23 protein-coding genes and 1 pseudogene are annotated in these 18,986 nt (G+C 60.6%); 13 read left to right on the top strand and 11 right to left on the bottom strand.

The window, feature by feature from the left end; genetic code table 11:
* Positions 1-9 precede the first annotated feature (9 nt).
* The 5 genes from NKH38_RS30675 to NKH38_RS30655 all read left to right on the top strand — a co-directional run bounded on the left by NKH38_RS30675 (position 10) and on the right by NKH38_RS30655 (position 5,122).
* On the top strand, positions 10-1,506 hold the full coding sequence (locus NKH38_RS30675; protein WP_352765175.1) for a sugar ABC transporter ATP-binding protein: 1,497 nt from the start codon (positions 10-12) through the stop codon (positions 1,504-1,506).
* A 20-nt stretch (positions 1,507-1,526) separates the two neighbouring features.
* Positions 1,527-2,582 (top strand): ABC transporter permease, encoded by a 1,056-nt coding sequence (locus tag NKH38_RS30670; RefSeq protein WP_352765176.1) that lies wholly within the window; start codon positions 1,527-1,529, stop codon positions 2,580-2,582.
* 28 nt (positions 2,583-2,610) lie between these two features.
* A complete protein-coding gene (locus NKH38_RS30665) occupies positions 2,611-3,546 on the top strand; it encodes an SMP-30/gluconolactonase/LRE family protein (RefSeq protein WP_352765178.1) in 936 nt (311 codons plus the stop codon).
* Between the two features lie 104 nt (positions 3,547-3,650).
* Positions 3,651-4,727 (top strand): ABC transporter substrate-binding protein, encoded by a 1,077-nt coding sequence (locus NKH38_RS30660; RefSeq protein ID WP_502896676.1) that lies wholly within the window; start codon positions 3,651-3,653, stop codon positions 4,725-4,727.
* A 62-nt stretch (positions 4,728-4,789) separates the two neighbouring features.
* Entirely contained in the window at positions 4,790-5,122 is a 333-nt protein-coding gene (locus NKH38_RS30655; protein ID WP_031239600.1) for a hypothetical protein, read from the top strand.
* A gap of 457 nt (positions 5,123-5,579) precedes the next feature.
* On the opposite strand, the gene NKH38_RS30650 is transcribed toward NKH38_RS30655, so the two are convergent.
* Together NKH38_RS30650 and NKH38_RS30645 are read right to left on the bottom strand one after the other, a co-directional pair.
* Positions 5,580-6,227, bottom strand: coding sequence for a helix-turn-helix domain-containing protein (locus tag NKH38_RS30650; protein WP_023731653.1), 648 nt, complete (start codon positions 6,225-6,227; stop codon positions 5,580-5,582).
* A 148-nt stretch (positions 6,228-6,375) separates the two neighbouring features.
* A complete protein-coding gene (locus NKH38_RS30645) occupies positions 6,376-6,822 on the bottom strand; it encodes a pyridoxamine 5'-phosphate oxidase family protein (protein WP_023731652.1) in 447 nt (148 codons plus the stop codon).
* Between the two features lie 134 nt (positions 6,823-6,956).
* On the opposite strand from NKH38_RS30645, the gene NKH38_RS30640 reads away from it, so the two are divergent.
* Positions 6,957-7,229 (top strand): hypothetical protein, encoded by a 273-nt coding sequence (locus NKH38_RS30640; RefSeq protein ID WP_023731651.1) that lies wholly within the window; start codon positions 6,957-6,959, stop codon positions 7,227-7,229.
* On the opposite strand, the gene fixJ is transcribed toward NKH38_RS30640, so the two are convergent.
* A complete protein-coding gene (gene fixJ, locus NKH38_RS30635; protein WP_023731650.1) occupies positions 7,226-7,840 on the bottom strand; it encodes a response regulator FixJ in 615 nt (204 codons plus the stop codon). The genes NKH38_RS30640 and fixJ overlap by 4 nt on opposite strands.
* Complete coding sequence (locus NKH38_RS30630; protein WP_031239596.1) at positions 7,830-9,383, bottom strand: PAS domain S-box protein; 1,554 nt, start codon at positions 9,381-9,383, stop codon at positions 7,830-7,832. The genes fixJ and NKH38_RS30630 overlap by 11 nt, the downstream gene beginning before the upstream one ends.
* A 202-nt stretch (positions 9,384-9,585) precedes the next feature.
* Between NKH38_RS30630 and NKH38_RS30625 the strand changes: the two genes are divergently transcribed.
* The 4 genes from NKH38_RS30625 to NKH38_RS30610 all read left to right on the top strand — a co-directional run bounded on the left by NKH38_RS30625 (position 9,586) and on the right by NKH38_RS30610 (position 11,680).
* Entirely contained in the window at positions 9,586-10,137 is a 552-nt protein-coding gene (locus NKH38_RS30625; RefSeq protein ID WP_348529837.1) for a putative universal stress family protein, read from the top strand.
* The gene (locus tag NKH38_RS30620) at positions 10,050-10,397 is read left to right on the top strand and encodes a universal stress protein (protein ID WP_348529838.1); all 348 of its coding nucleotides are present in this window, start codon (positions 10,050-10,052) and stop codon (positions 10,395-10,397) included. Before NKH38_RS30625 ends, NKH38_RS30620 begins: the two co-directional genes overlap by 88 nt.
* A gap of 352 nt (positions 10,398-10,749) precedes the next feature.
* On the top strand, positions 10,750-11,019 hold the full coding sequence (locus tag NKH38_RS30615; RefSeq protein WP_023806646.1) for a DUF6455 family protein: 270 nt from the start codon (positions 10,750-10,752) through the stop codon (positions 11,017-11,019).
* Positions 11,020-11,131: 112 nt separating this feature from the next.
* The gene (locus NKH38_RS30610; protein ID WP_023731646.1) at positions 11,132-11,680 is read left to right on the top strand and encodes a hypothetical protein; all 549 of its coding nucleotides are present in this window, start codon (positions 11,132-11,134) and stop codon (positions 11,678-11,680) included.
* A 72-nt stretch (positions 11,681-11,752) separates the two neighbouring features.
* On the opposite strand, the gene NKH38_RS30605 is transcribed toward NKH38_RS30610, so the two are convergent.
* The gene (locus tag NKH38_RS30605) at positions 11,753-12,451 is read right to left on the bottom strand and encodes a CBS domain-containing protein (RefSeq protein WP_023689274.1); all 699 of its coding nucleotides are present in this window, start codon (positions 12,449-12,451) and stop codon (positions 11,753-11,755) included.
* A gap of 148 nt (positions 12,452-12,599) precedes the next feature.
* Here NKH38_RS30605 and NKH38_RS30600 point away from each other — a divergent pair, with 148 nt between their 5' ends.
* Positions 12,600-12,815, top strand: a complete 216-nt coding sequence (locus NKH38_RS30600) for a DUF1858 domain-containing protein (protein ID WP_023712984.1) — start codon at positions 12,600-12,602, stop codon at positions 12,813-12,815.
* A 3-nt stretch (positions 12,816-12,818) separates the two neighbouring features.
* On the opposite strand, the gene NKH38_RS30595 is transcribed toward NKH38_RS30600, so the two are convergent.
* Positions 12,819-13,520, bottom strand: a complete 702-nt coding sequence (locus NKH38_RS30595; RefSeq protein ID WP_352765184.1) for a Crp/Fnr family transcriptional regulator — start codon at positions 13,518-13,520, stop codon at positions 12,819-12,821.
* A gap of 151 nt (positions 13,521-13,671) precedes the next feature.
* Here NKH38_RS30595 and NKH38_RS30590 point away from each other — a divergent pair, with 151 nt between their 5' ends.
* On the top strand, positions 13,672-14,109 hold the full coding sequence (locus NKH38_RS30590; protein WP_023731644.1) for a pseudoazurin: 438 nt from the start codon (positions 13,672-13,674) through the stop codon (positions 14,107-14,109).
* 101 nt (positions 14,110-14,210) lie between these two features.
* Positions 14,211-15,386 (top strand): NnrS family protein, encoded by a 1,176-nt coding sequence (locus NKH38_RS30585; RefSeq protein WP_352765198.1) that lies wholly within the window; start codon positions 14,211-14,213, stop codon positions 15,384-15,386.
* A gap of 49 nt (positions 15,387-15,435) precedes the next feature.
* On the opposite strand, the gene NKH38_RS30580 is transcribed toward NKH38_RS30585, so the two are convergent.
* The 5 genes and pseudogenes from NKH38_RS30580 to NKH38_RS30560 all read right to left on the bottom strand — a co-directional run.
* The gene (locus NKH38_RS30580; RefSeq protein ID WP_352765185.1) at positions 15,436-16,305 is read right to left on the bottom strand and encodes an SUMF1/EgtB/PvdO family nonheme iron enzyme; all 870 of its coding nucleotides are present in this window, start codon (positions 16,303-16,305) and stop codon (positions 15,436-15,438) included.
* A gap of 52 nt (positions 16,306-16,357) precedes the next feature.
* A complete protein-coding gene (gene nirK, locus NKH38_RS30575) occupies positions 16,358-17,464 on the bottom strand; it encodes a copper-containing nitrite reductase (RefSeq protein WP_352765187.1) in 1,107 nt (368 codons plus the stop codon).
* Between the two features lie 328 nt (positions 17,465-17,792).
* A complete protein-coding gene (locus tag NKH38_RS30570) occupies positions 17,793-18,491 on the bottom strand; it encodes a CBS domain-containing protein (RefSeq protein WP_352765188.1) in 699 nt (232 codons plus the stop codon).
* A gap of 65 nt (positions 18,492-18,556) precedes the next feature.
* A complete protein-coding gene (gene ccoS, locus NKH38_RS30565; RefSeq protein WP_023685546.1) occupies positions 18,557-18,727 on the bottom strand; it encodes a cbb3-type cytochrome oxidase assembly protein CcoS in 171 nt (56 codons plus the stop codon).
* Positions 18,724-18,986: pseudogene (locus tag NKH38_RS30560) on the bottom strand (nitrogen fixation protein FixI); the annotation flags it as partial. The gene ccoS and the pseudogene NKH38_RS30560, both read right to left, overlap by 4 nt.

The raw sequence follows: 18,986 nt of genomic DNA, 5'->3' as shown, positions 1-18,986 counted from the left end.
GAACGCATTGTGACCGAGGAAAAACTGATCGAGTTCAAGTCGATTACCAAGGAGTTCGGCGGCACCCGCGCGATCTCCGACGTGTCGCTCGATCTGCACAAGGGCGAGATCCTGGCGCTGCTTGGCGAGAACGGCGCCGGCAAGTCGACACTGATCAAGACGCTCGCCGGCATCCACCGGCCGGACGGCGGCAGCATCCTGTTTCGCGGCGAGCCCTATCACCATCGTCCTCCGCAGCCGAACCACCGCCAGCCCGTCGCCTTCATCCATCAGGATCTCGGTCTCATCGAATGGATGACGGTCGGCGAGAATGTCGGCTTGGCCCAAGGCTTTTCGCTCCGCTCGGGGCTCATCGACTGGCGATCGACCGAGGCGAGAGCGCGTGAGGCGCTCAAGCTGGTCGGATGTGATTTCGATCCGACGACACGCGTTCAGGATCTGACGCGCACCGAAAAGTCGCTGGTTGCCATCGCCCGCGCCCTGGCCACCGAGGCCGATGTGCTGGTGCTCGACGAGCCGACAGCCAGTCTTCCCGCTGACGAAGTCGAGCGGCTGTTCGACGCCATCCGCCCGCTCAAGCAACGCGGTGTCGGTATGATCTACGTTTCGCATCGGCTCGACGAGATCTTCCGCATCGCCGACCGGGTCGCCGTGCTGCGCGACGGCAGGCTGGTCGGCCAGAAGAGCGTCGCCGATACCAGCCCGGACGAACTTGTCGAGATGATCGTTGGTCGCCCGGTGAACCAGGTTTTCAGCAAGGCTCAGACGCAGGCCGGCGAAACGGTGTGCACGGTCCGTGACCTGGTCTGCGCCGGTGCCGGCCCTGTCTCTTTCGACGTGCGCAAGGGTGAGCTGCTCGGTCTGGTCGGCCTTCGCGGCGCCGGACAGGAACTGGTTGGTCGGACGCTGTTCGGGTGTCAGGTTTTCTCCGGCTCGGTGACGATCAATGGCGTTGTGCCCGACCTGTCGAGCCCGATCGCGGCAATGTCGGCCGGCGTCGGCCTCATCGCACGCGACCGGACCGAGGAATCGATAGCAGCCTCCTTGTCGATCCGCGAAAACAGTTTTCTCAATCCCGGCGCCGGTAAGCGTGGCCTGTTCTCGTTTTTGGCGCCCTACAAGGAGGCGGCGCTGGCGCGTGAGATCGGCGGGACGGTCGGGCTTCGCCCCAACGATCCTAACCTGCCGATCGAAGCACTGTCCGGCGGCAACCAGCAGAAGGTGATTGTCGGCCGCTGGCTGCACACCGACCGAAAGTTGCTGATCGCCGAAGACCCGACCGCCGGCGTCGACGTCGGCGCCAAGGCCGAGATCTACCGGCTGATCGGCCGCGCACTTGAAGCCGGCCTCGCCGTCGTCGTGGTGTCGACCGATTTCGAGGAGATCGCCCATATCTGCCACCGCGCCCTGGTGTTTTCACGCGGACAGATCGTGCGCGAACTCACCAGCAACGACCTGACCACATCCGCCGTGATCATTGCGGCATCGGCTTCGGAAGCCGCCTGATCTTTCTGGGAGCGAACCTCATGCAATCGATCGAATCCAGCGCACTCGAACCGACCCGTGGCGAAATGGCAGGCTTGTCGTTGGGGCAGAAAATCATCCGGCTGCTGCCGGTCTACGGGCTGGTGATCCTGACGGCGCTGCTGATCCTTTTGTTTTCGATCCTGCTGCCAAACACCTTTCCAACCCTGCTCAATTTGCGCTCGATCATCTCCGACAAAGCAATCGTCGCGCTGCTGTCGCTGGCGGCGATGATCCCGATGGCTTCTGGCCGCATCGACCTCACCGTTGGCTACGGCATCGTGCTGTGGCACATTCTCGCCATCAGCCTGCAGACCATGTTCGGCGTTCCATGGCCGCTGGCGGTGATCGTCGTGCTGCTTCTCGGCGCTGCGACCGGCTTCCTCAACGGACTACTGGTCGAAGTTGCCCGCATCGACTCTTTCATCGCCACGCTCGGCACCGGCACCGTGCTCTATGCGCTGGCGCTCTGGCACACCGGCGGCCGGCAAGTGGTCGGCGTGCTGCCCAACGGCTTTTACGCCCTCAATGGCACGATGGTATTCGGGCTGCCTATCACCGGCCTTTATGTGCTGGCGATCGCCGCAGCACTCTGGATCATCCTCGAATATCTGCCGATCGGCCGCTACGTCTATGCCATCGGCGCCAACCCGAAGGCTGCGGCTCTGAACGGCATTCCGGTGCGCCGCTTCGTCATCGGTGCCTTCATCTCGTCGGGCTTCCTGACGGCGCTGACAGGCGTGCTGCTCGCCTCTAAGCTGCGCATCGGCCAGGCCAGCGTCGGGCTGGAATATCTGCTGCCGGCGCTCGTCGGCGCCTTTCTCGGTTCGACCACCATCAAGCCCGGACGCGTCAATGTCTGGGGCACGATGACCGGCGTTGTCATCCTGGCGGTCGGCATTTCCGGCATCCAGCAGTTCGGTGGCTCGTTCTTCGTCGAACCGCTGTTCAACGGCGTGACGCTGCTCGTCGCCATCGGCATTGCCGGTTACGCCCAACGCAAGCGCGGCGCGGCGCACAGGGCCAGGACCAAGACCGCAACGCAGCCCTCGAAGTGACCAGCCGAACCCATCCGGGAATAGTGGAATGAGCGACTACGAGATTCTGGACGACCGGTTCCGAAAGCTGACGATCGGGCATGCCAAGCTCGAACGGCTGTGGACCGGGAGCCGCTGGGCGGAAGGACCGGTCTATGTTCCGGCGGCAAGGCATTTGCTGTGGTCGGATATCCCGAACGACCGGTTGCTGCGCTACGACGAAAGCGACGGCTCGGTCAGTGTCTTCGAAACCCATTGCAACAATCAGAACGGCCATACGCTCGATCGTGAAGGCCGCGTCATCGCTTGCGAGCATCGCGGTCGACGCATCTCCCGGCTTGAGCATGATGGGCGATGGCAGTCGCTTGTCGAAGTCATCGACGGCAAGCGGTTCAATTCACCGAATGACGTGGTGGTCAAATCCGATGGGACGATCTGGTTCACCGACCCCGTGTACGGCATCGACAGCCACTATGAAGGCATGATTGCCCGACCAGAGATCGGCGGGTCCCATGTCTACCGGTTCAACGAAGCAACCTGCGAGGTGGGTGTCGTCATCACTGATCTGGTGCAGCCGAACGGGCTGGCCTTTTCGCCCGACGAGACCATCCTCTACGTGTCGGATACTGGCGCAAGCCATGTTCAGGGCCTGCCGCGGGCGATCAAGACCTATGATGTCGCCGCGGACGGACGCTCGCTGCGGTCGCACGGCACGCTCGCCGAATGCGAGGCAGGATTTTTCGACGGCTTCCGTGTCGATCGCGATGGCAACATCTGGGCCTCCAGTGCCGATGCGGTTCGCGTCTACGCGCCGGACGGGACGCTGATCGGGCGCATCCTGGTTCCCGAAATCGTCTCCAATTTGTGCTTCGGCGGTCCGAAGCGCAACCGGCTCTACATCACCGCCCAGACGTCGCTTTATTCCATCTATGTCAACGCGCATCCAGCCGGTTTGGGCCCGGTGGCTGGGCAAATCAGCCAGTGACTTGGCGCCCGAAATCGAGTTCCGGAAGACCAGACAATTTTTTTGAAACCAAGGGAGGTACCAACATGCAACGCAGAACATTTCTAAAATCATCCATCGCATTGATGGCCATCACAATCGCTGCTCCGGTCCTGTTCGCCGGCCAGGCACGGGCGGACGCGATGGCCGACGCCATGGCGGTGGTCGAAAAATATGCCCAGAAGGTCACCGCCTGGGACGGCCCGACCACCGGTCCGAAGGCCCAGCCGGGCAAGACGATCGTCGTGCTCGCCGGCGACCTCAAGAATGGCGGCATTCTGGGCGTCACCACCGGCGTCGAGGAAGCCGCCAAGGCGATTGGCTGGGAGGTCAAGGTGATCGACGGCGCCGGCTCGATCGGTGGCCGCACCGCCGCCTTCGGCCAGGCGATGGCTCTGAAGCCGAATGGCATCGTCATCAACGGCTTCGACGCCATTGAGCAGGCGCCGGCGCTGGAACAGGCGAAGGCCGCCGGAATCCCGCTGGTTTCCTGGCATGCCGGACCGGTGATCGGACCCGACGAAAAGAGCGGCGTGTTCGCCAACGTCTCGACCGACGCCATGCAGGTCTCGACGGCTGCGGCCGACTGGGCCTATGCCGACGCCAAGGGCAAGCCCGGCGTCGTCATCTTCACCGATTCGACCTACGCCATAGCCATCGCCAAGGCCGACAAGATGAAGGCCGAAATCGAGCGGCTCGGCGGCAAGGTGCTCGAATATGTCGACACCCCGATCGCCGAGACCTCGCAGCGCATGCCGCAGCTGACCACCTCGCTCTTGCAGAAATACGGCGATGCCTGGACGCATTCGCTGGCGATTAACGACCTCTATTTCGACTTCATGGGACCATCGCTTGCCGCTGCCGGCAAGGCCGGCACCGACGCGCCGATCAATGTGGCCGCCGGCGACGGTTCGGAATCGGCCTATCAGCGCATCCGCGCCGGGCAGTTCCAGAAGGTCACGGTCGCCGAACCGCTCAACTTGCAGGGCTGGCAATTGGTTGACGAGCTGAACCGCGCCATCGCCGGTGAAAAATGGTCGGGCTATCTGTCGCCGCTGCATGTGGTGACGGCCGACAATGTCGAGTTCGACGGCGGCCCGAAGAACGCCTTCGACCCGGAGAATGGCTACCGCGATCAGTACAAGAAAATCTGGGGCAAATAGGCCATCGAGGAGGGCGCATCTCCGATGCGCCCTCATCCATGCAGGCAATCAGGAACTTCAACATGATCATCCGCTACGCCCTCTTCGAAGGTGAAATCCATGCCGGGCGTGAGAACGAATTCCGGCAATTTGTCAAGGAGAAGCTGGTGCCGCTGTGGACGCAATTTCCCGGGGCGCAAGAGGTTCGCGTCCTGGATGGTACCGCGCGTGACGAGGGTGCTCCCGTCTACGCAATGGCTCTCGCCATTCGCTATCCCGACATGGACACCTGCAACCGGGCGCTTCAGTCCGATGTGAGATTTCAAAGCCGCGACGTGACGGGGGAATTGCTGAAGATGTTCACTGGGCGCGTTCATCATCATGTCTTCGAGGCAAATGAGTATCCAACCGGCTAGATCGAGCACGGCGACGTCTCTGCCAGATCTCGCAAACGTGCCCCCGGCATCTACATCGCCAGAACGTTCAAGTTTGAAGCGCCGTTCTGTTTGGATTTTCCTGTTGGGCCACGATCATTTCGCTGTTAGCCCGCGCAGGGAATCCCTTACTAAGGCATTGAATCTGCGCCGAGATTCCGGCGCAAATTCGCCTTGAGCGCGGAAAATCGCCGAAATTCGCTGTTTTCCGGCGCCTAACAGGGAAAATCAGACAGAGACTGGTTCGCCAATGACTGCCAGCACCACCAAAATTCACATATAACCATTTGATTTCATTATATTTTTTCTAAGATGCCCACAACGTGGACTCGAACCCCACCGCCGAGGAGAATCATCCAGTCCGCAATCGGCCCTCGGCTGATCGCCGGTGATGCCGAGGGCTAGGCTACAGTCCGCCTGGCCCGGAGCATGTTGTCATTCACTCGCTCATGTTCTGAAGCGCGTTGTGCCTGACGATTTCCACGCATCGCAGACTAGCCAAGCGGATGACGCCTTTCTCCTTCAGCCGGGTGAATATCCGCGATACCGTCTCGATGGTGAGGCCGAGATAGTCGCCGATGTCCATGCGCGACATCGGAAGTTCGACCTGCCGCAACCCCCCTTGCCGTTCGGCCATGTCAACCAGGAACGCGGCGACGCGTTCGATGGCGCTCTGGCGACCGAGGACCAACAGGTGTTCCTGGGCTCTGGTCAACCCCTGGAGCGCTAGGGGCAGCAACTGATGCGACATGTCCGCTCCAGCAGTGAGGCGGAAGACGCGGACACCGGTGGAGTTGATGGCTTCAGCAAAGAAATGGTGCGTCGTGTCGGCTTCGAAGCCGAATGTCTCTCCGGATAGGTGAAAGGCACTGATCTGCCGGCGGCCGTCAGCAAGCAGGCGATAGACGCGGACAGCGCCGAACTCCACCTGGTAGAAGGCTCCGGCCTTCTCGCCCTGGGCGTAGATTTCCGCACCTGCGGAATAGAAGCTGAGTGGTTGCAGCGGTGCGGGCTCGAAAGCCTCAGGCAGGTTGGGCAGGGTAGACCGTGACGGCAGCGAAATTCTGGAGGCGGTGTAGGCGTACATGGCTGTTTTCCCGGTTGATCCGTGACACAGCTATCGCGCGAATCGGCCGGCGCCGAAATTCGGTTATGTCCCTACGGGAAACTACCTAGAACCGCTGCTCCTACACCGTCCAGCCATCGCTTTCGCAGGCCGCCGCAGCAGAAAACACCTATTCACTTGCTTCGCGGCCCGACACCTGCTCGATCAAGATACGGAAGAAAACGTGGGGCGCGCTGTCCGACACCGGAGGCGTGACCGGCTTGAGGGCGCCGGGCTCCCACCAGTCAGCATGCTTGCTCAACACCGACCATGCATGGTCGCGCTCGCGCTTGTGGCCGACCCGGTCCGGCAGTTCCTCATAGCGCCCACCGACGACAACGCTTCGCCATCCTCGCCCTTGGCCGCGCTCATCGACCTGGACGGATACCAGCGGATTGCCTCGCATCCATTCGATCTTCTTGCCCGGCATGGAAAATACATAGAGGTGATTGTCCGCATGCGCGTAGTACAGGGGCACGATGTAGGGCTGCCCATTCTTTGCGCATGCGAGCCGGCCAACCCGATTGGCCGTCAGCAATCTCGTACATTCCAAGGAAGAAAGTGTGCGGACCATCATCGGTGCATCTCCTATTTCTCACGGCCAGCGCAAGCTATTGTTTGCCTTGCCGCGTTGAACCATGGCCATGCGGGTGCTTTCGCCCCAGCTCACGGCGGCAAAGCGCACATTCGCGCATTCGGCAATTGCGGAAAATGATTCAGATCAAGGCGCGAGCTGGCGCTTCTGCGGATCATGAGGAGATGTGGAAACCAATCCTCACCGCTCCGTTTGGACGCAACCTCAAACTGGCCGTTTTCGACGAGGACGGTGAGCATGCGCTCGTGTTTCCCTGCATGAAGGAGCGGGAAGGCTGGAGGAATGTCGCCACCGGCGCATGGGTCGACATCCGTCCGACCCACTGGCGCGACTGGGAGCCTTACCGGACGCCAACTCGCGACGGCAATCCCTTTGGCGACCATCCCTAGGGATTGGATTCAACGATCAGCGCCATGCGCACAAGATGTGACAGGCTGCCCGCGCCCATCTTGTTCATGACATTGGCACGATGGATCTCGACTGTACGCGGGCTGATTCCAAGGTCATAGGCGATCGTCTTGTTCGGCAGACCCGACACGAGCCCGTCGAGCACCTGCCGCTCGCGTTCCGACAAGGTCGACAAACGCCCGCGAATCTCCGCGGACTGAGGGTGGGATGCATTGACCTGGTTGCGGTTGGCCAGCGCTGAGCGGATCGCCTCGATCAACATTTCATCGTCGAATGGCTTCTCGATGAACTCGGAAGCGCCTTCCTTCATTGCCTGAACGGCTAGCGCCACATCCGCATGGCCCGTCATAACGATGACCGGAATTCTATGCCCGCCTGCTCTGAGCTGGCGCAGAAACTCGATGCCGTCTATGCCCGGCATGCGCACATCGGTGACGATGCAGCCCTCGAGACTGCCAGACGCCGTCGACAGGAAGGCCGTGGCGGAATCATGCAGGCGGACCGCAAAGTCTGCCGTGCCCAACAGAAATCCAAGCGACTTGCGGACGTCCAGGTCATCGTCGACCACGTGCACCAGATCATTAGCGGCCATTGGTGACCTCATCCTTATCGACGATGCGCAATGTAAACCTGAAAGCGGTCCCGCCGGCCGGCATTGCCTCGGCCCATATGTGACCGCCATGCGATTCAACTATGGTGCGGCAAATAGACAGGCCGACGCCCATGCCCTGCTTTTTGGTGGTGACGAATGGCTGGAACAGTTGGGCGGAAATCTCCGGCGCGAGACCGGCCCCGGTGTCGATGACGCTCACCTCCGCCATCCCGTCGGCGCGCGCAATAGTCGTGACCAGCAGTTCGCGTCGCGGCGCGTCTTGCATGGCTTCCACAGCATTGCGCATTAGGTTTAGCAGAACCTGCTGGATCTGGATGCGATCGGTTAACACCAGTTCGGCAGCAGGATCGAGCTTGTAGCTGACAAGGACATTTATCTCCCTTGCCCCGACCAGGGCCAGCGACGAGGCCTCTTCGATGAGCGCCGGCAGCCGTTCGACCTGACGCTCGCTTTCGCCTCTTGCAACGAAGTCTCTGAGATGGCGAATGACGTTTCCAGCCCGCAGCGCCTGCTCAGCGGCCTTTTCCACGGCATCCCGCAGGATGGGCGCATTCTCTTCGGTGCTTTTCTCGAGCAGCCGACGACTGCCCTTCAGATAGTTGGTGATGGCCGTCAGCGGCTGATTGATCTCGTGAGCAAGGGTCGAGGCCATTTCGCCAAGTGCTGTAAACCGCGCCATATGGAGAAGCTCCTGCTGCTGCTCCTGGATTCTAGCTTCCGCCCGGTGGCGTTCGGTCAGGTCGCGGCAAAAGCCGGTAAAGAAGCGTCCGGTTCCCGGATGCATCTCGCCGACGGAAAGCTCCATCGGGAAGGTCGAACCATCCTTGCGCATCCCGGTGACGGTGCGCCCGAGCCCGATAATCCGGCGCTCTCCGGTGGTCAGGTAGCGAAGCAGATAGGCATCATGCTCGTCGCGGTAGGGCGGGGGCATCAGCATTTTCACGTTTTGGCCAATGACCTCACCTGACTGATAGCCAAACAATGTTTCGGCGGCTGTGCTGAACGATTGGATCCCGCCTTGCTCATCGATGACGACCATTGCATCCGGCACTGTTGCCAGGATCGATCGTAAATGGTCCTCACGCAGCCGAAGAGCTGCGTTTGCAAAGGAGAGTTCGCTGACATCCGTGCCTTCGATGAAGATCGCGGTGATACGGCCATCGTCGGACTTGATGGGCTGATAGACGAAATCAAGGATGCGCTCTTCGAGCGGCCCGTCGGCCTTGTTGCGAAGGCCGACCTTTACGCCCTGGCCTCTGTATGGCTCGCCGGTCGTGTAGACCTGGTCCAGATGTCCGAAAAACTCATCTCCTTCGAACTCGGCAAAGGCTTCCCGGACTGACTTTCCAATCACCTGCCTGTTGCCGATCAACCGCTGGTAGGCGGCATTGGTCAGTTCGAAAACGTGACCCGGCTCGCGCATGAGCGCGATGAAGCCCGGAGCCTGATCGAACATCCGCGACAAGAGGGCTTTCAGTGTCGTCCCACCGGGCGACAAACTGAGCGCTTCGTCTTTGATCACCTGAAATTCCTGGGTTCGAGACGGTGCTACCGGGGCTACCTATCACTTCTCATCGCACAGGCAAAACAGATCGCGACGGCGGTTCCGCAAGAGATTCCGTTGGTAGGCGCAATTGGCGGGTCTTTGACGCGCATCAAGGCACCGGACGCTGACGAATGCGATCCATCACGCAATTGCACCGTTTCATCGAAAGGCATCCGCAATGTCCTACAAGTCAATTATCGTAAACCTCGCCATCGATGAGGCTCCTGCGCCCATTGTTCAGGTTGGGATCGAACTTGCCGAACGATTTGGAGCGCATCTTGTTGGCTTGGCGGCAGCCGAGGTCCCACCTTTGGTCCCGACAGGCGAAGGGATGGTCTACGAAGGTGAGATCATGCAGATCCAACGAACTGAGATCGAAAAGCGGCTCGCCGAATTGCGTGCAGTGTTCGAAAGAATGGTGCCGGTTTCCGTTACAAGCGAATGGGCACAGTCCGTCTGCAGTCCGACCCGGTTCCTCAGCGTTATGGCCAGGGCGGCCGACCTTATCGTCACCGGCTGCGGCGATGGAGACAATGTCTTTCGTGCTGTTGATATCGGCAGCCTCACGCTCGGTGCCGGCCGGCCAGTCTTGGTCACGGCAGGTAATATGGAACATATCCGCGCAAAAACCGTGCTGGTTGCCTGGAAGGACACCAGGGAGGCACGGCGTGCGGTAGCCGATGCACTGCTTTTCTGGAAAAGGCCAGCGACGTTATCGTCGCCACGATAGACACCAGCCGCAACGAAACCAGTCGAGACAGCCTCGACGATGTCGCCGTTTTCCTTGACCACCATGGCATCAAGGCGCGAACCGAGCTGATCGCCGGCAAGGCTGATGGCGACCGGTTGCTGAGTTTCGCGCGCTCGATCCATACGGACCTGATCGTCTCGGGCGCCTATGGCCATAGCCGCTTGCGGGAATGGGCATTTGGCGGTGTCACTCGCACGCTCATCGAAGAGAGCGGCATCAGCCGTTTCATGTCGTATTGAAGGAGAAGTTGACCAGCAACCTGTCTCGGCCGGAGCAGGTTACCTCCTGCGGCGCGCCTGGAGACCCTCAGCCTCGGGACACCGCGACGGTGCTAGCAACATGTTCGAGGTGGGGTGCCCACGACGCAGCGGCTGCGTTCATTTGTTTTCCGAAGCGAACAACGGCCAGATCTAGACCTGGCCCGAGCAACCGGCCTGCCGGTCAGCGGACGTCTTCGACCACCTGCCATTCCGTTTGGCTTCATGCTCCCCGTCACGGCCCAGGGTTGGCAATGATGCCGCCTGTTGATCGAGATCAACGCCACCCGCCGCCAACGGCGGCAAGGATGACCGGTAGGCAGGAGTGATCAACATGACCTTTCTCGATTACCTGATTTCGGTCGACGCCAGAACGGCGCTAATGGGTCGAATGATGCGGTCGCTCGGGGTCGACAGACATCTGAAAGTCGTGGCAGACCATGCGGCAGTCACCAATCGGGCGGTGGACCGCTGCCGTTCCTGCGGGCACCAGGATGAATGCTCAACCTGGCTCGACGAACATGAGCAATCCGAGAACCCGCCAGACTATTGCCGCAACAGCGACCTGATCGCTCGACTGCAGCATGCGGCCGGGCAACGCTAGGGCATCGAGCAGGCAGCCTCGACGAGAGGTCGTGCCGTCCGTGTTTTGACGAGGGCCAACGCAAACCAAGTTTTTGCGGTTGATAAGTCTGCATTCCACAGGACCAGGCAGCTTGGACAACTTACTTTTTCTCGAAGCATTTGTGCTCTTTGTCGCACCAGGGCCTACCAACGCTCTTTTGATGGCGGGGGCGGTCAAGCGAGAGAAAGTGGTCAAGCTTTTGGCCGCTCAGGCATGCGGATACGGGATCTCATCCGCGTGCTGGTTTTCCCTGCGCCCCTTCATGTCACCCGAGGCCATTCAAATACTTAGGCTGGTAGCAGCCGGATGGCTTGTAGTTCTTGGACTGCATCTGATAACCAGCGCGCGGATCAACGTTTCCAAAAATGGCGACGCCATTTCTGTTGCGGTGACCAGTGCCCTGAACCCGAAGGCCTTTATCTATTGCCTGGCTATCGTGCCGATGAACATCGAACCGCGCGCTCTGGGGATCTTCTGGGTTGTGCTTCTGGTGATAACAGCTGCCACCGGATCGGTGTGGCTTTTGCTTGGCCGGCGCTTCAGCGGAGGCAACAAAAAGACAGAAAGAATTGCGGGCGCGGCGCTCGTTGCATTCGCCCTGTTGCTCCTTCGGCCATTGATACTTCTAGTCGCGATCTGAACGCGGCGAAGCCTGGGCGAAAAGCGGGCCTATCGTGGATGCAACCTTGAAATCAGCTGGCACGGCCGCTCGCTACGAAACAAGGAGGACGGACACTGGATCAGCGCAGAAGAGACCATCCTCGACAGCTTTGACGCCGGCGACGTTTTCGGCCGCAACAATGGCTGCCCGGCGCGCGCGTTCGTCGAAGATGGCGCCGCCCAGTTTCACCATGCCATTGTTCACAGTCACGTTGACCATGTCCTTGCCAGCCCATTTCTGTGTCCCTAGCTCGGCCATGATGTTCTGCCGGATCTGTTCGTCATCGATGGCTGCAGCGGCTGCAGCCGGAAGGGCGCTAATCAATGCCCGCAGAAGATCAGAGCGGGTGATGATGCCGACGACTTTCCCGGTGTCGATGACAGGGATGCGTTTGACATGGTGACGCGTCATGAGCTCGACGACCTCGTCGAGCGATGCGGTGGGGAATGCCGTGACGACATCTTGTGACATCACCTCCTCAACCCGTCGCCCATTGGCGTGGACATATTCATCGGCGGCCGTTCCGGGGCTGACCAGAAACTGCAGCCAGCGTGAGCGCTTGCGCTGCGTGCCCAGTTCCCCGCGACGCAGGAAATCGCCCTCGCTGACGATCCCGACCAGGGTGCCGTCGCCGCGAATGACGGGAAAGCCGCTAATCTTTTTGGTGAGCATCAACCAGGCAGCGTCGGCGATCGATGCGGTCGGGTCTATGCCGACGACCGGCTTGCTCATAATGGCTTCGGCTTGCATGCCAACCTCCTCATATGGTTACTCCTATCCATATCGAGGCCGCGCGAGCTGTGCCTTGATCTGAATCATTTCTAAATTGCGTAAGCGCAACGAAGGCAGTCCGAGCCGGATTTATGAAGAGGGCTTCGCAAATCGCGGAGACGTCATCATGAAACAGTGCAGCTCGATCAACCCCGATATGGTCGTCGACGAAATCATGAGGAAATGGCCGGCAACGGTCGCTGTGGTGTTGAGACACAAGATGCTCTGCGTCGGCTGTCCGATAGGCACTTTCCATACGGTGACCGAGGCGTGCCGGGAACATCAAGTCGATGAGGGCGACTTTCTGGTCGAACTCGAATTGGCCATTCGAGGTGAACGATGACGGTCAGTCCTTTTCCCGGTTCTCGGCCAGAACCACAAGGCGATGCGCATCTTTGACCGTGACCCTCTGGCGCCCGCTGACAATTATTCCGTTCTCTTCCCATTTGCTGAGCAGCCGGCTGACGGTGTGCAGCGTCGTTCCCGTCATCTCGGCAATGTCCTGCCTCGAAATCGGGAAATCGATTTCGATGCCGCTGTCCGTTTTTCGGCCGGTCTGGTTCACCAGCCGCAGAAGCGCATGCGCAACCCGCTGCTCCACCTGTTCCGTGGACATCTCCACCACCCGCGTCTGCGTCTCCTCCAGCCTGCTTCCAACCGTCTTGTAGGTGGCTGCCCCAAACACGGGGAAGCGTCGGGACAGATCAGGCCACAGGGCGTTGGGCCAGGCCAGCACCACGCAGTCGACAGCCGCGACGGCACTTGCGGGATAGGTCGTCCGGCTAAGGGCTGCGGCGACGCCAAAGATCTCGCCTTCGCTGATGTATCTGGCGATGACCTGCTGTCCGTCCGGCGTGGTGCGGACCACCCGTATGTGCCCGGCGATCAGCACGAAGAAGGAATGGGCTTCGGCTTCCTGCGCGAAGATCGCTGCCTCCTTGGCATAGCGAGACGATCGTGCATTTCGCAGGATCTCGCTCTGCTCGTCCGGCGTAAGCCCCTGGAAGAGCGGCAGCTGCGAAATCAGCGATCGGTCCAGCGCAGCCAAGCGGATCCCTCACGGCTCTACGGTTCCGCATCAGTCGTGCGGGAGACCTTTCTTATCCCGAGTTTGCGCCAGCGCAAATTGTCGCCGGCCGCGTCAGGCTAAATGGCATGGAACGGCGCAATGCCGCGAAGACGAAACAAAGGACAAATCGATGAAACTCACCATCCTCGCTGCCGCAATCTCGATCCTGGCGCTCGCAAGCGGCGCAAGCGCTGAAGAGCATGTGGTGCAAATGCTCAACAAGGGCGAAAAAGGCGCAATGGTTTTCCAGCCGGCCTTCGTCCAGGCGGCACCCGGCGACACCGTCAAGTTCGTGCCGACCGACAAGACACACGACGCCGAGTCGATCAAGGGCATGCTTCCGGATGGCGCTGAGCCTTTCAAGGGCAAGCCCAGCGAGGAAATTACCGTCACGGTGACAAAGGAGGGCATCTACGGCGTCAAATGCGCGCCCCACTACGGCATGGGGATGGTCGCACTGATCGTTGTCGGCAAGCCGGTCAATCTCGATTCCGCCAAGGCGGTCAAGCATCCTGGGAAGGCAAAAACGGTGTTCGCCGACCTGTTCACCCAGGTTCCTGCGAACTGACAGCAATCGATACAGGCATGCCTGCCGCAAAAAGGGCGGGCACGGGCCGGACGGACCGAGGGCGGCGGTTCATCCGGCCCTGTTCATTTGAGGATACAGTCATGGGGATTCCACGCCTGCAGGCCTACACTGGGCCCGCATTTCTTTCCTACGGGTTCAGGCCCTTCTTTCTCCTCGGGTCGCTGTATGCCGCGCTGTCCATTCTGCTTTGGCTGCCGATCTATGCCGGCGAACTCGATTCCCACAGTGCGTTCGTTCCCGTCGACTGGCACATTCACGAGATGCTGTTCGGCTATCTGCCGGCGATCGTTACCGGGTTCCTGCTGACAGCCATTCCGAACTGGACGGGCCGGCTGCCGGTGCAAGGCCTGCCCCTGCTGGCGTTGGTGGTCCTGTGGCTTGCCGGACGTGCCGCGGTCTTCCTCTCGGCGGATATCGGCTGGGAAGCGGCAGCCGTGATCGACAGTTCATTTCTGCTTGCTGTCGCAGCCGCTGCGGCACGCGAAATCGTCGCGGGACGGAACTGGCGCAATCTCAAGTTGCTGCTGCCGCTTGCCGTCCTGGCCGGCGCCAACGGCGCGTTCCATATCGAGGCCCACCTTCACGGCACATCCGATATCAGCCGCAGGCTCGGCATGGCTGCGGCGATCATGCTCATTTCACTGATCGGGGGGCGCATCATTCCAAGTTTCACCCGCAACTGGCTCGTCCGCGAAAATCCTGGGCGGCTGCCTGCGCCGTTCGATCGTTTTGACGTCGCATCGCTTGTCATCTCAGCCATTGCGCTGGCTGCGTGGACGCTCGCTCCCGACCACGAAGTGTCGGCAACGCTCGTGGCCGTCGCGGCAGTCTGCCAGGCATGGCGTCTGTGGCGTTGGGCTGGCGAACGCACGTTGCGGGATCCGCTGGTGCTGGTTCTGCATCTTGCCTACGCCTTCGTGCCGATCGGTCTTGCCCTGGTATCGGCGTCGATCTTCTTTCCCGATGCCGTGCCGGCGGCGGCAGGACTTCACGCGCTCGGGACTGGCGCGGTGGGCTCAATGACGCTTGCCGTGATGACCCGCGCGACGCTTGGGCATACCGGGCAAAAGCTTAAGGCTGGGAAAGGCGCCTCGTTCATCTTCGTGACCGTCCTTCTGGCGGGATCATTGAGAATCCTGGCCGCCTTTGTGCCCTATGGCGTGATGATCGACATGGCCGGCACCGCATGGGTGGCGGCATTTGCAAGCTTCATCCTGATCTACGGAACCGCGTTGATGACGCCAAAGGCACAGTGAGGCGACGGGAGTGCAGGCGAAACGCGATGGAGCGGACGCTTCTGTTTTTTCACGCAATGCCGAGGTAGCTGAGGAAACGGTTCGCCCATCCTCGATGTTCCCGGACCAGCCTGAATCCAAGATTGTCGGGAGGTGTGCCAACGGCGCAGCCACCGCTTTTCCCGTCGCCGACGAAGTTCGACATGTACGCCCTGTGAAGCCCTTCAAGGACGTGGACGCCGCAATTGTCGACCGAACTCACGACATCGGTTCCATCCACAGCCAACGTGGTGCGGACATAGCAGGTCGAAGTCCACTCCCAGACGTTGCCGGAAAAGTCGGCGAGGCCTAAGGAATTCACACCAAAGGAGCCACGGCTCCTGGGCAAGGGGTCCGGTTTGCGATTGAGGTCCACCTCGGCCTTGTAGCTGGTGAGCCAACGCCTGGCGGGATTGTTAGTATCGTTTTCGACACCCTCAAATTCCCCTGCGAACCGCTCGGCCGCGGCAAACGCCCACTCCTCATCGGATGGCAGCCGCCAGTCGTCGCCTGTCGCCTTCGAATACCATTGGGCGTAGGCATTGGCGTCGAGATAGCTCACTCCGGTAGCGGGAGCATCGGGCGCGATCGCGTGCGTCTCCTGTGCCGGCTGACAGCCGCCAGCCGCCACACAGCTCGCATAGTCTGACGCGCTGACCTGATAGGTCATGATTTCGATAGGTTTATTGAACTGTCGACTGAGCCGCGGATTTGCTTGCGGGCGCCCATTCCTCAGGAACTCGCCCGGCAGGGGATATGTGATCGAACCGGGGACCAGGGTAACTGTCGTGGCGGCAGGGTAGGACTGTCGATGTCCGTTCCGGCCGATGGCAGACAAGCCCATCGGAACCGTTGCAGCCGCCATGGCGACCGAGACAACCTTGACGATGAGAGGTGACATGTCTGTTGTCCGTGCCCGGCCAGCGACGCTGTCCGGGCAATTTGGAGTGCCGTCAGTTGGTGGCGATGGGTTTAGGCGCCTCGACCTGCGTCATCAAATCATCATTCCACTCGCCCTCGACCATGAAGTGAGCGGTCGCCCCGAGTTCCACGGCCTCGATGAGATTGTGATTGACGTAGGCGTAGACGCCGGGCTGCAGGAACGTATAGAGCGCCGACCCCGCCGAGCCGCCGCGGATGAACCAGGTTTCCAGATCCTTGGCCGGCGGATTGGCGAATTTGCCCTGTTCCCAGACATAGTCGCCGTGACCACCGATCAGATGCGGCCGCGTATCGCGGTTGGCCTGCGAATGGACGATCAACACGGTCTCGCCGACCTTCGCCTTCATGGCGTTGTCGCCGGTCAGCGAACCGACCCTGCCGTTGAACACCACGTGCGTCGGGATCAGCCCGCGCATGACCTTGACGATATCGTCATACCCATCACCGGCCGATTCGTAGCTCTTGAAGTTTCCCTTCTCATCGCGCGGAATATAGAAGTCGCTCTCGCCGATATAGAAGATCTTGTCGTATTTGACCGGCTCGCCCTTGCCGTTCCTGAGCCCGTCGCGCGGCAGCACCATGATGGCGCCATTCATGCCGGAGACGACATGCCACGGGATCATCGGTCCGCCGGGAGCACAGTGATAGACGAAAGTTCCCGTTCGGGTTGCCTTGAAGCGCAGCGTCACCTGTTCGCCGGGATTGATCAAGGTGAGGGCGCCGCCGCCCAGCGCACCCGTCGCTGCGTGAAAATCGATGTTGTGGGCTAGCGAGTTGGTGTCGGGATTGATGAGCGTCAGCTCGACATAATCGTCCTGGTGGACGACCATCAGCGGGCCCGGGATCGAGCCGTTATAAGTCATTGCATTGAGCTGCGTCCCGTCGGCGTCGATGACCATCGGTTTCTCCTCGATCGTCATGGTGAGTTCGACGACCTTCGGACCGCCTTTGGCGATCTGGTCGTGCGGATGCACAAAAGGCGGTGCCACGAGCTTGACCTTGTCGCGGGGAAGTCCTCGAATGTCTGCTTTCGTCACCGTTGCCGACAGTGCGGGCAGTGCCGCCACGGCGGCAGCGCCAATCGCTGCTCCGAAGAGGGCTTCGCGTCGCGTGATCATATCAATCTCCTATCTCAACCGTTGCGGATGAGCAGAAGCTAACTGACCTGACGCAGCGTTTCTTTGCGCTGGCGCAAATTGGTGAGTGTTAATTGGAGCAACAAACAGCCTCGACTGCCGCAATCTTGTGCGTCAAGAATGGTCGAGCAAGTCCCGCTCGGTTTCGAGCTTGGCGATGGACGGGCGTCTTCGCTGCCGACAGCGTGCTCGCCAACCATGACGGGCGCTATACGCTCGATGAACTCGCCGACAGCCTCATGTCCAAGCGATGTGGGAAGGGAGCAGAACCCAAAGGGACGCTGCTTGGCGTCCCCGCTTTTTTCCGCAGCTATGAAACCATCACCGAGAGCGGATCTGTACGGAGGAAGAGGCTGTCCTTGACTTGTCCGACGCCGGCAACGTTCTCCGCCGCAACGATCGCAGCCTTCCGCTGACGCTCGTCGACAATCGCCCCGGTCAGTTCGACGAGGCCGTCGCTGACCCTAACATCAATCAAGTCACCACCGCTCCACGATTGTCCCTGCAGCTCGGCAAGTATGGCCTTGCGGATCAGGTCGTCATCGGGTGGCGTGGTGCCCTGTTTCGGCATTGCGCGGATCAGGACAGGCAGCAAATCAGTTCGCGTGATGATGCCGACGACCCTTTCCCGATCGACAATCGGCACATTGTTGATGCGGTGTTGCATCATCAAGTTAACAATCTTTGCAATTGAGGCGCCTGGAGGTGCCGAAATGACGGCTGTGGTCATCACCTCATGGATGATCCGTCCGTTCGAGCGCGCATAGTCTTCGGCGACTGTGCCCGGGCCAAGATCAAACTCCAGCCAGCGCGGACGCACACGCTGGGTCCCAAGTTCTTCTCGGCGCAAGAAGTCGCTTTTGCTTACAATGCCAACCAGGGCACCTTCGCTGTCCGTTACCGGCAGGCAGCTGACTTTGTTTGAAAGCATGAGCTTGGCCGCTTCGTCGATCGTCGCGTTCGCATCCGTCGTGATGACTGGCTTCGTCATGATGGCTTCGGCTTGCATCCTCACCCTCCTGATCTTACGTTGACGACGATGGGACATCCCGACCCGCGGCGCTTTGATCTGAGTCACTTGGAACGAGGAGCATTCTCCGCGCCGTCGTCGCGGTCGATAAGAATGCGCTCCGCCGCGCCATCGAGATCGTCGTACTGGCCGCTTCTCAACGCCCACAGGAAGCCGGACAGGCCGAGTGCGCCAAGGAACAGCGCCACCGGAATGAGATAGGCGAGCGTCGTCATGAGGATTGGGCCAAGGCGCCGGCCCGCGCGGGCCTGTCCTGCCGCGCAGTTTCGGACGGCGCACCCGTTGCGAAGCCTTGCAGACGCATGGCATTTCCAATCACAAGCAATGACGAGGCAGACATCGCGACCGCCGCGATGAGAGGCGTAACGTGGCCCAGAATGGCGATCGGCACGGCCACAGCATTGTAAACGATCGCAATTGTTATGTTCTGTCGGATCAGGCTTCCCGCCTTGCGCGACACGTCCAGCGCCAGCG

Origin of the sequence: Mesorhizobium sp. M1078, assembly GCF_040318615.1 — a bacterium.
Lineage (GTDB): Bacteria > Pseudomonadota > Alphaproteobacteria > Rhizobiales > Rhizobiaceae > Mesorhizobium.
The sequence above is the reverse complement of the archived record's forward strand: the minus strand, read 5'-3'. Positions and strand labels throughout refer to the sequence as shown.

What these genes read in the sequence shown, in the direction of transcription:
- NKH38_RS30670 (WP_352765176.1), top strand. Translation starts at nt 1,527, where the DNA reads ATGCAATCGATCGAATCCAGCGCACTCGAACCGACCCGTGGCGAAATG.
- NKH38_RS30665 (WP_352765178.1), top strand. Translation starts at nt 2,611, where the DNA reads ATGAGCGACTACGAGATTCTGGACGACCGGTTCCGAAAGCTGACGATC.
- NKH38_RS30660 (WP_502896676.1), top strand. Translation starts at nt 3,651, where the DNA reads ATGGCCATCACAATCGCTGCTCCGGTCCTGTTCGCCGGCCAGGCACGG.
- NKH38_RS30655 (WP_031239600.1), top strand. Translation starts at nt 4,790, where the DNA reads ATGATCATCCGCTACGCCCTCTTCGAAGGTGAAATCCATGCCGGGCGT.
- NKH38_RS30650 (WP_023731653.1), bottom strand. Translation starts at nt 6,227, where the DNA reads ATGTACGCCTACACCGCCTCCAGAATTTCGCTGCCGTCACGGTCTACC.
- NKH38_RS30645 (WP_023731652.1), bottom strand. Translation starts at nt 6,822, where the DNA reads ATGATGGTCCGCACACTTTCTTCCTTGGAATGTACGAGATTGCTGACG.
- NKH38_RS30640 (WP_023731651.1), top strand. Translation starts at nt 6,957, where the DNA reads ATGATTCAGATCAAGGCGCGAGCTGGCGCTTCTGCGGATCATGAGGAG.
- fixJ (WP_023731650.1), bottom strand. Translation starts at nt 7,840, where the DNA reads ATGGCCGCTAATGATCTGGTGCACGTGGTCGACGATGACCTGGACGTC.
- NKH38_RS30625 (WP_348529837.1), top strand. Translation starts at nt 9,586, where the DNA reads ATGTCCTACAAGTCAATTATCGTAAACCTCGCCATCGATGAGGCTCCT.
- NKH38_RS30615 (WP_023806646.1), top strand. Translation starts at nt 10,750, where the DNA reads ATGACCTTTCTCGATTACCTGATTTCGGTCGACGCCAGAACGGCGCTA.
- NKH38_RS30605 (WP_023689274.1), bottom strand. Translation starts at nt 12,451, where the DNA reads ATGCAAGCCGAAGCCATTATGAGCAAGCCGGTCGTCGGCATAGACCCG.
- NKH38_RS30600 (WP_023712984.1), top strand. Translation starts at nt 12,600, where the DNA reads ATGAAACAGTGCAGCTCGATCAACCCCGATATGGTCGTCGACGAAATC.
- NKH38_RS30590 (WP_023731644.1), top strand. Translation starts at nt 13,672, where the DNA reads ATGAAACTCACCATCCTCGCTGCCGCAATCTCGATCCTGGCGCTCGCA.
- NKH38_RS30585 (WP_352765198.1), top strand. Translation starts at nt 14,211, where the DNA reads ATGGGGATTCCACGCCTGCAGGCCTACACTGGGCCCGCATTTCTTTCC.
- NKH38_RS30580 (WP_352765185.1), bottom strand. Translation starts at nt 16,305, where the DNA reads ATGTCACCTCTCATCGTCAAGGTTGTCTCGGTCGCCATGGCGGCTGCA.
- nirK (WP_352765187.1), bottom strand. Translation starts at nt 17,464, where the DNA reads ATGATCACGCGACGCGAAGCCCTCTTCGGAGCAGCGATTGGCGCTGCC.
- NKH38_RS30570 (WP_352765188.1), bottom strand. Translation starts at nt 18,491, where the DNA reads ATGCAAGCCGAAGCCATCATGACGAAGCCAGTCATCACGACGGATGCG.
- ccoS (WP_023685546.1), bottom strand. Translation starts at nt 18,727, where the DNA reads ATGACGACGCTCGCCTATCTCATTCCGGTGGCGCTGTTCCTTGGCGCA.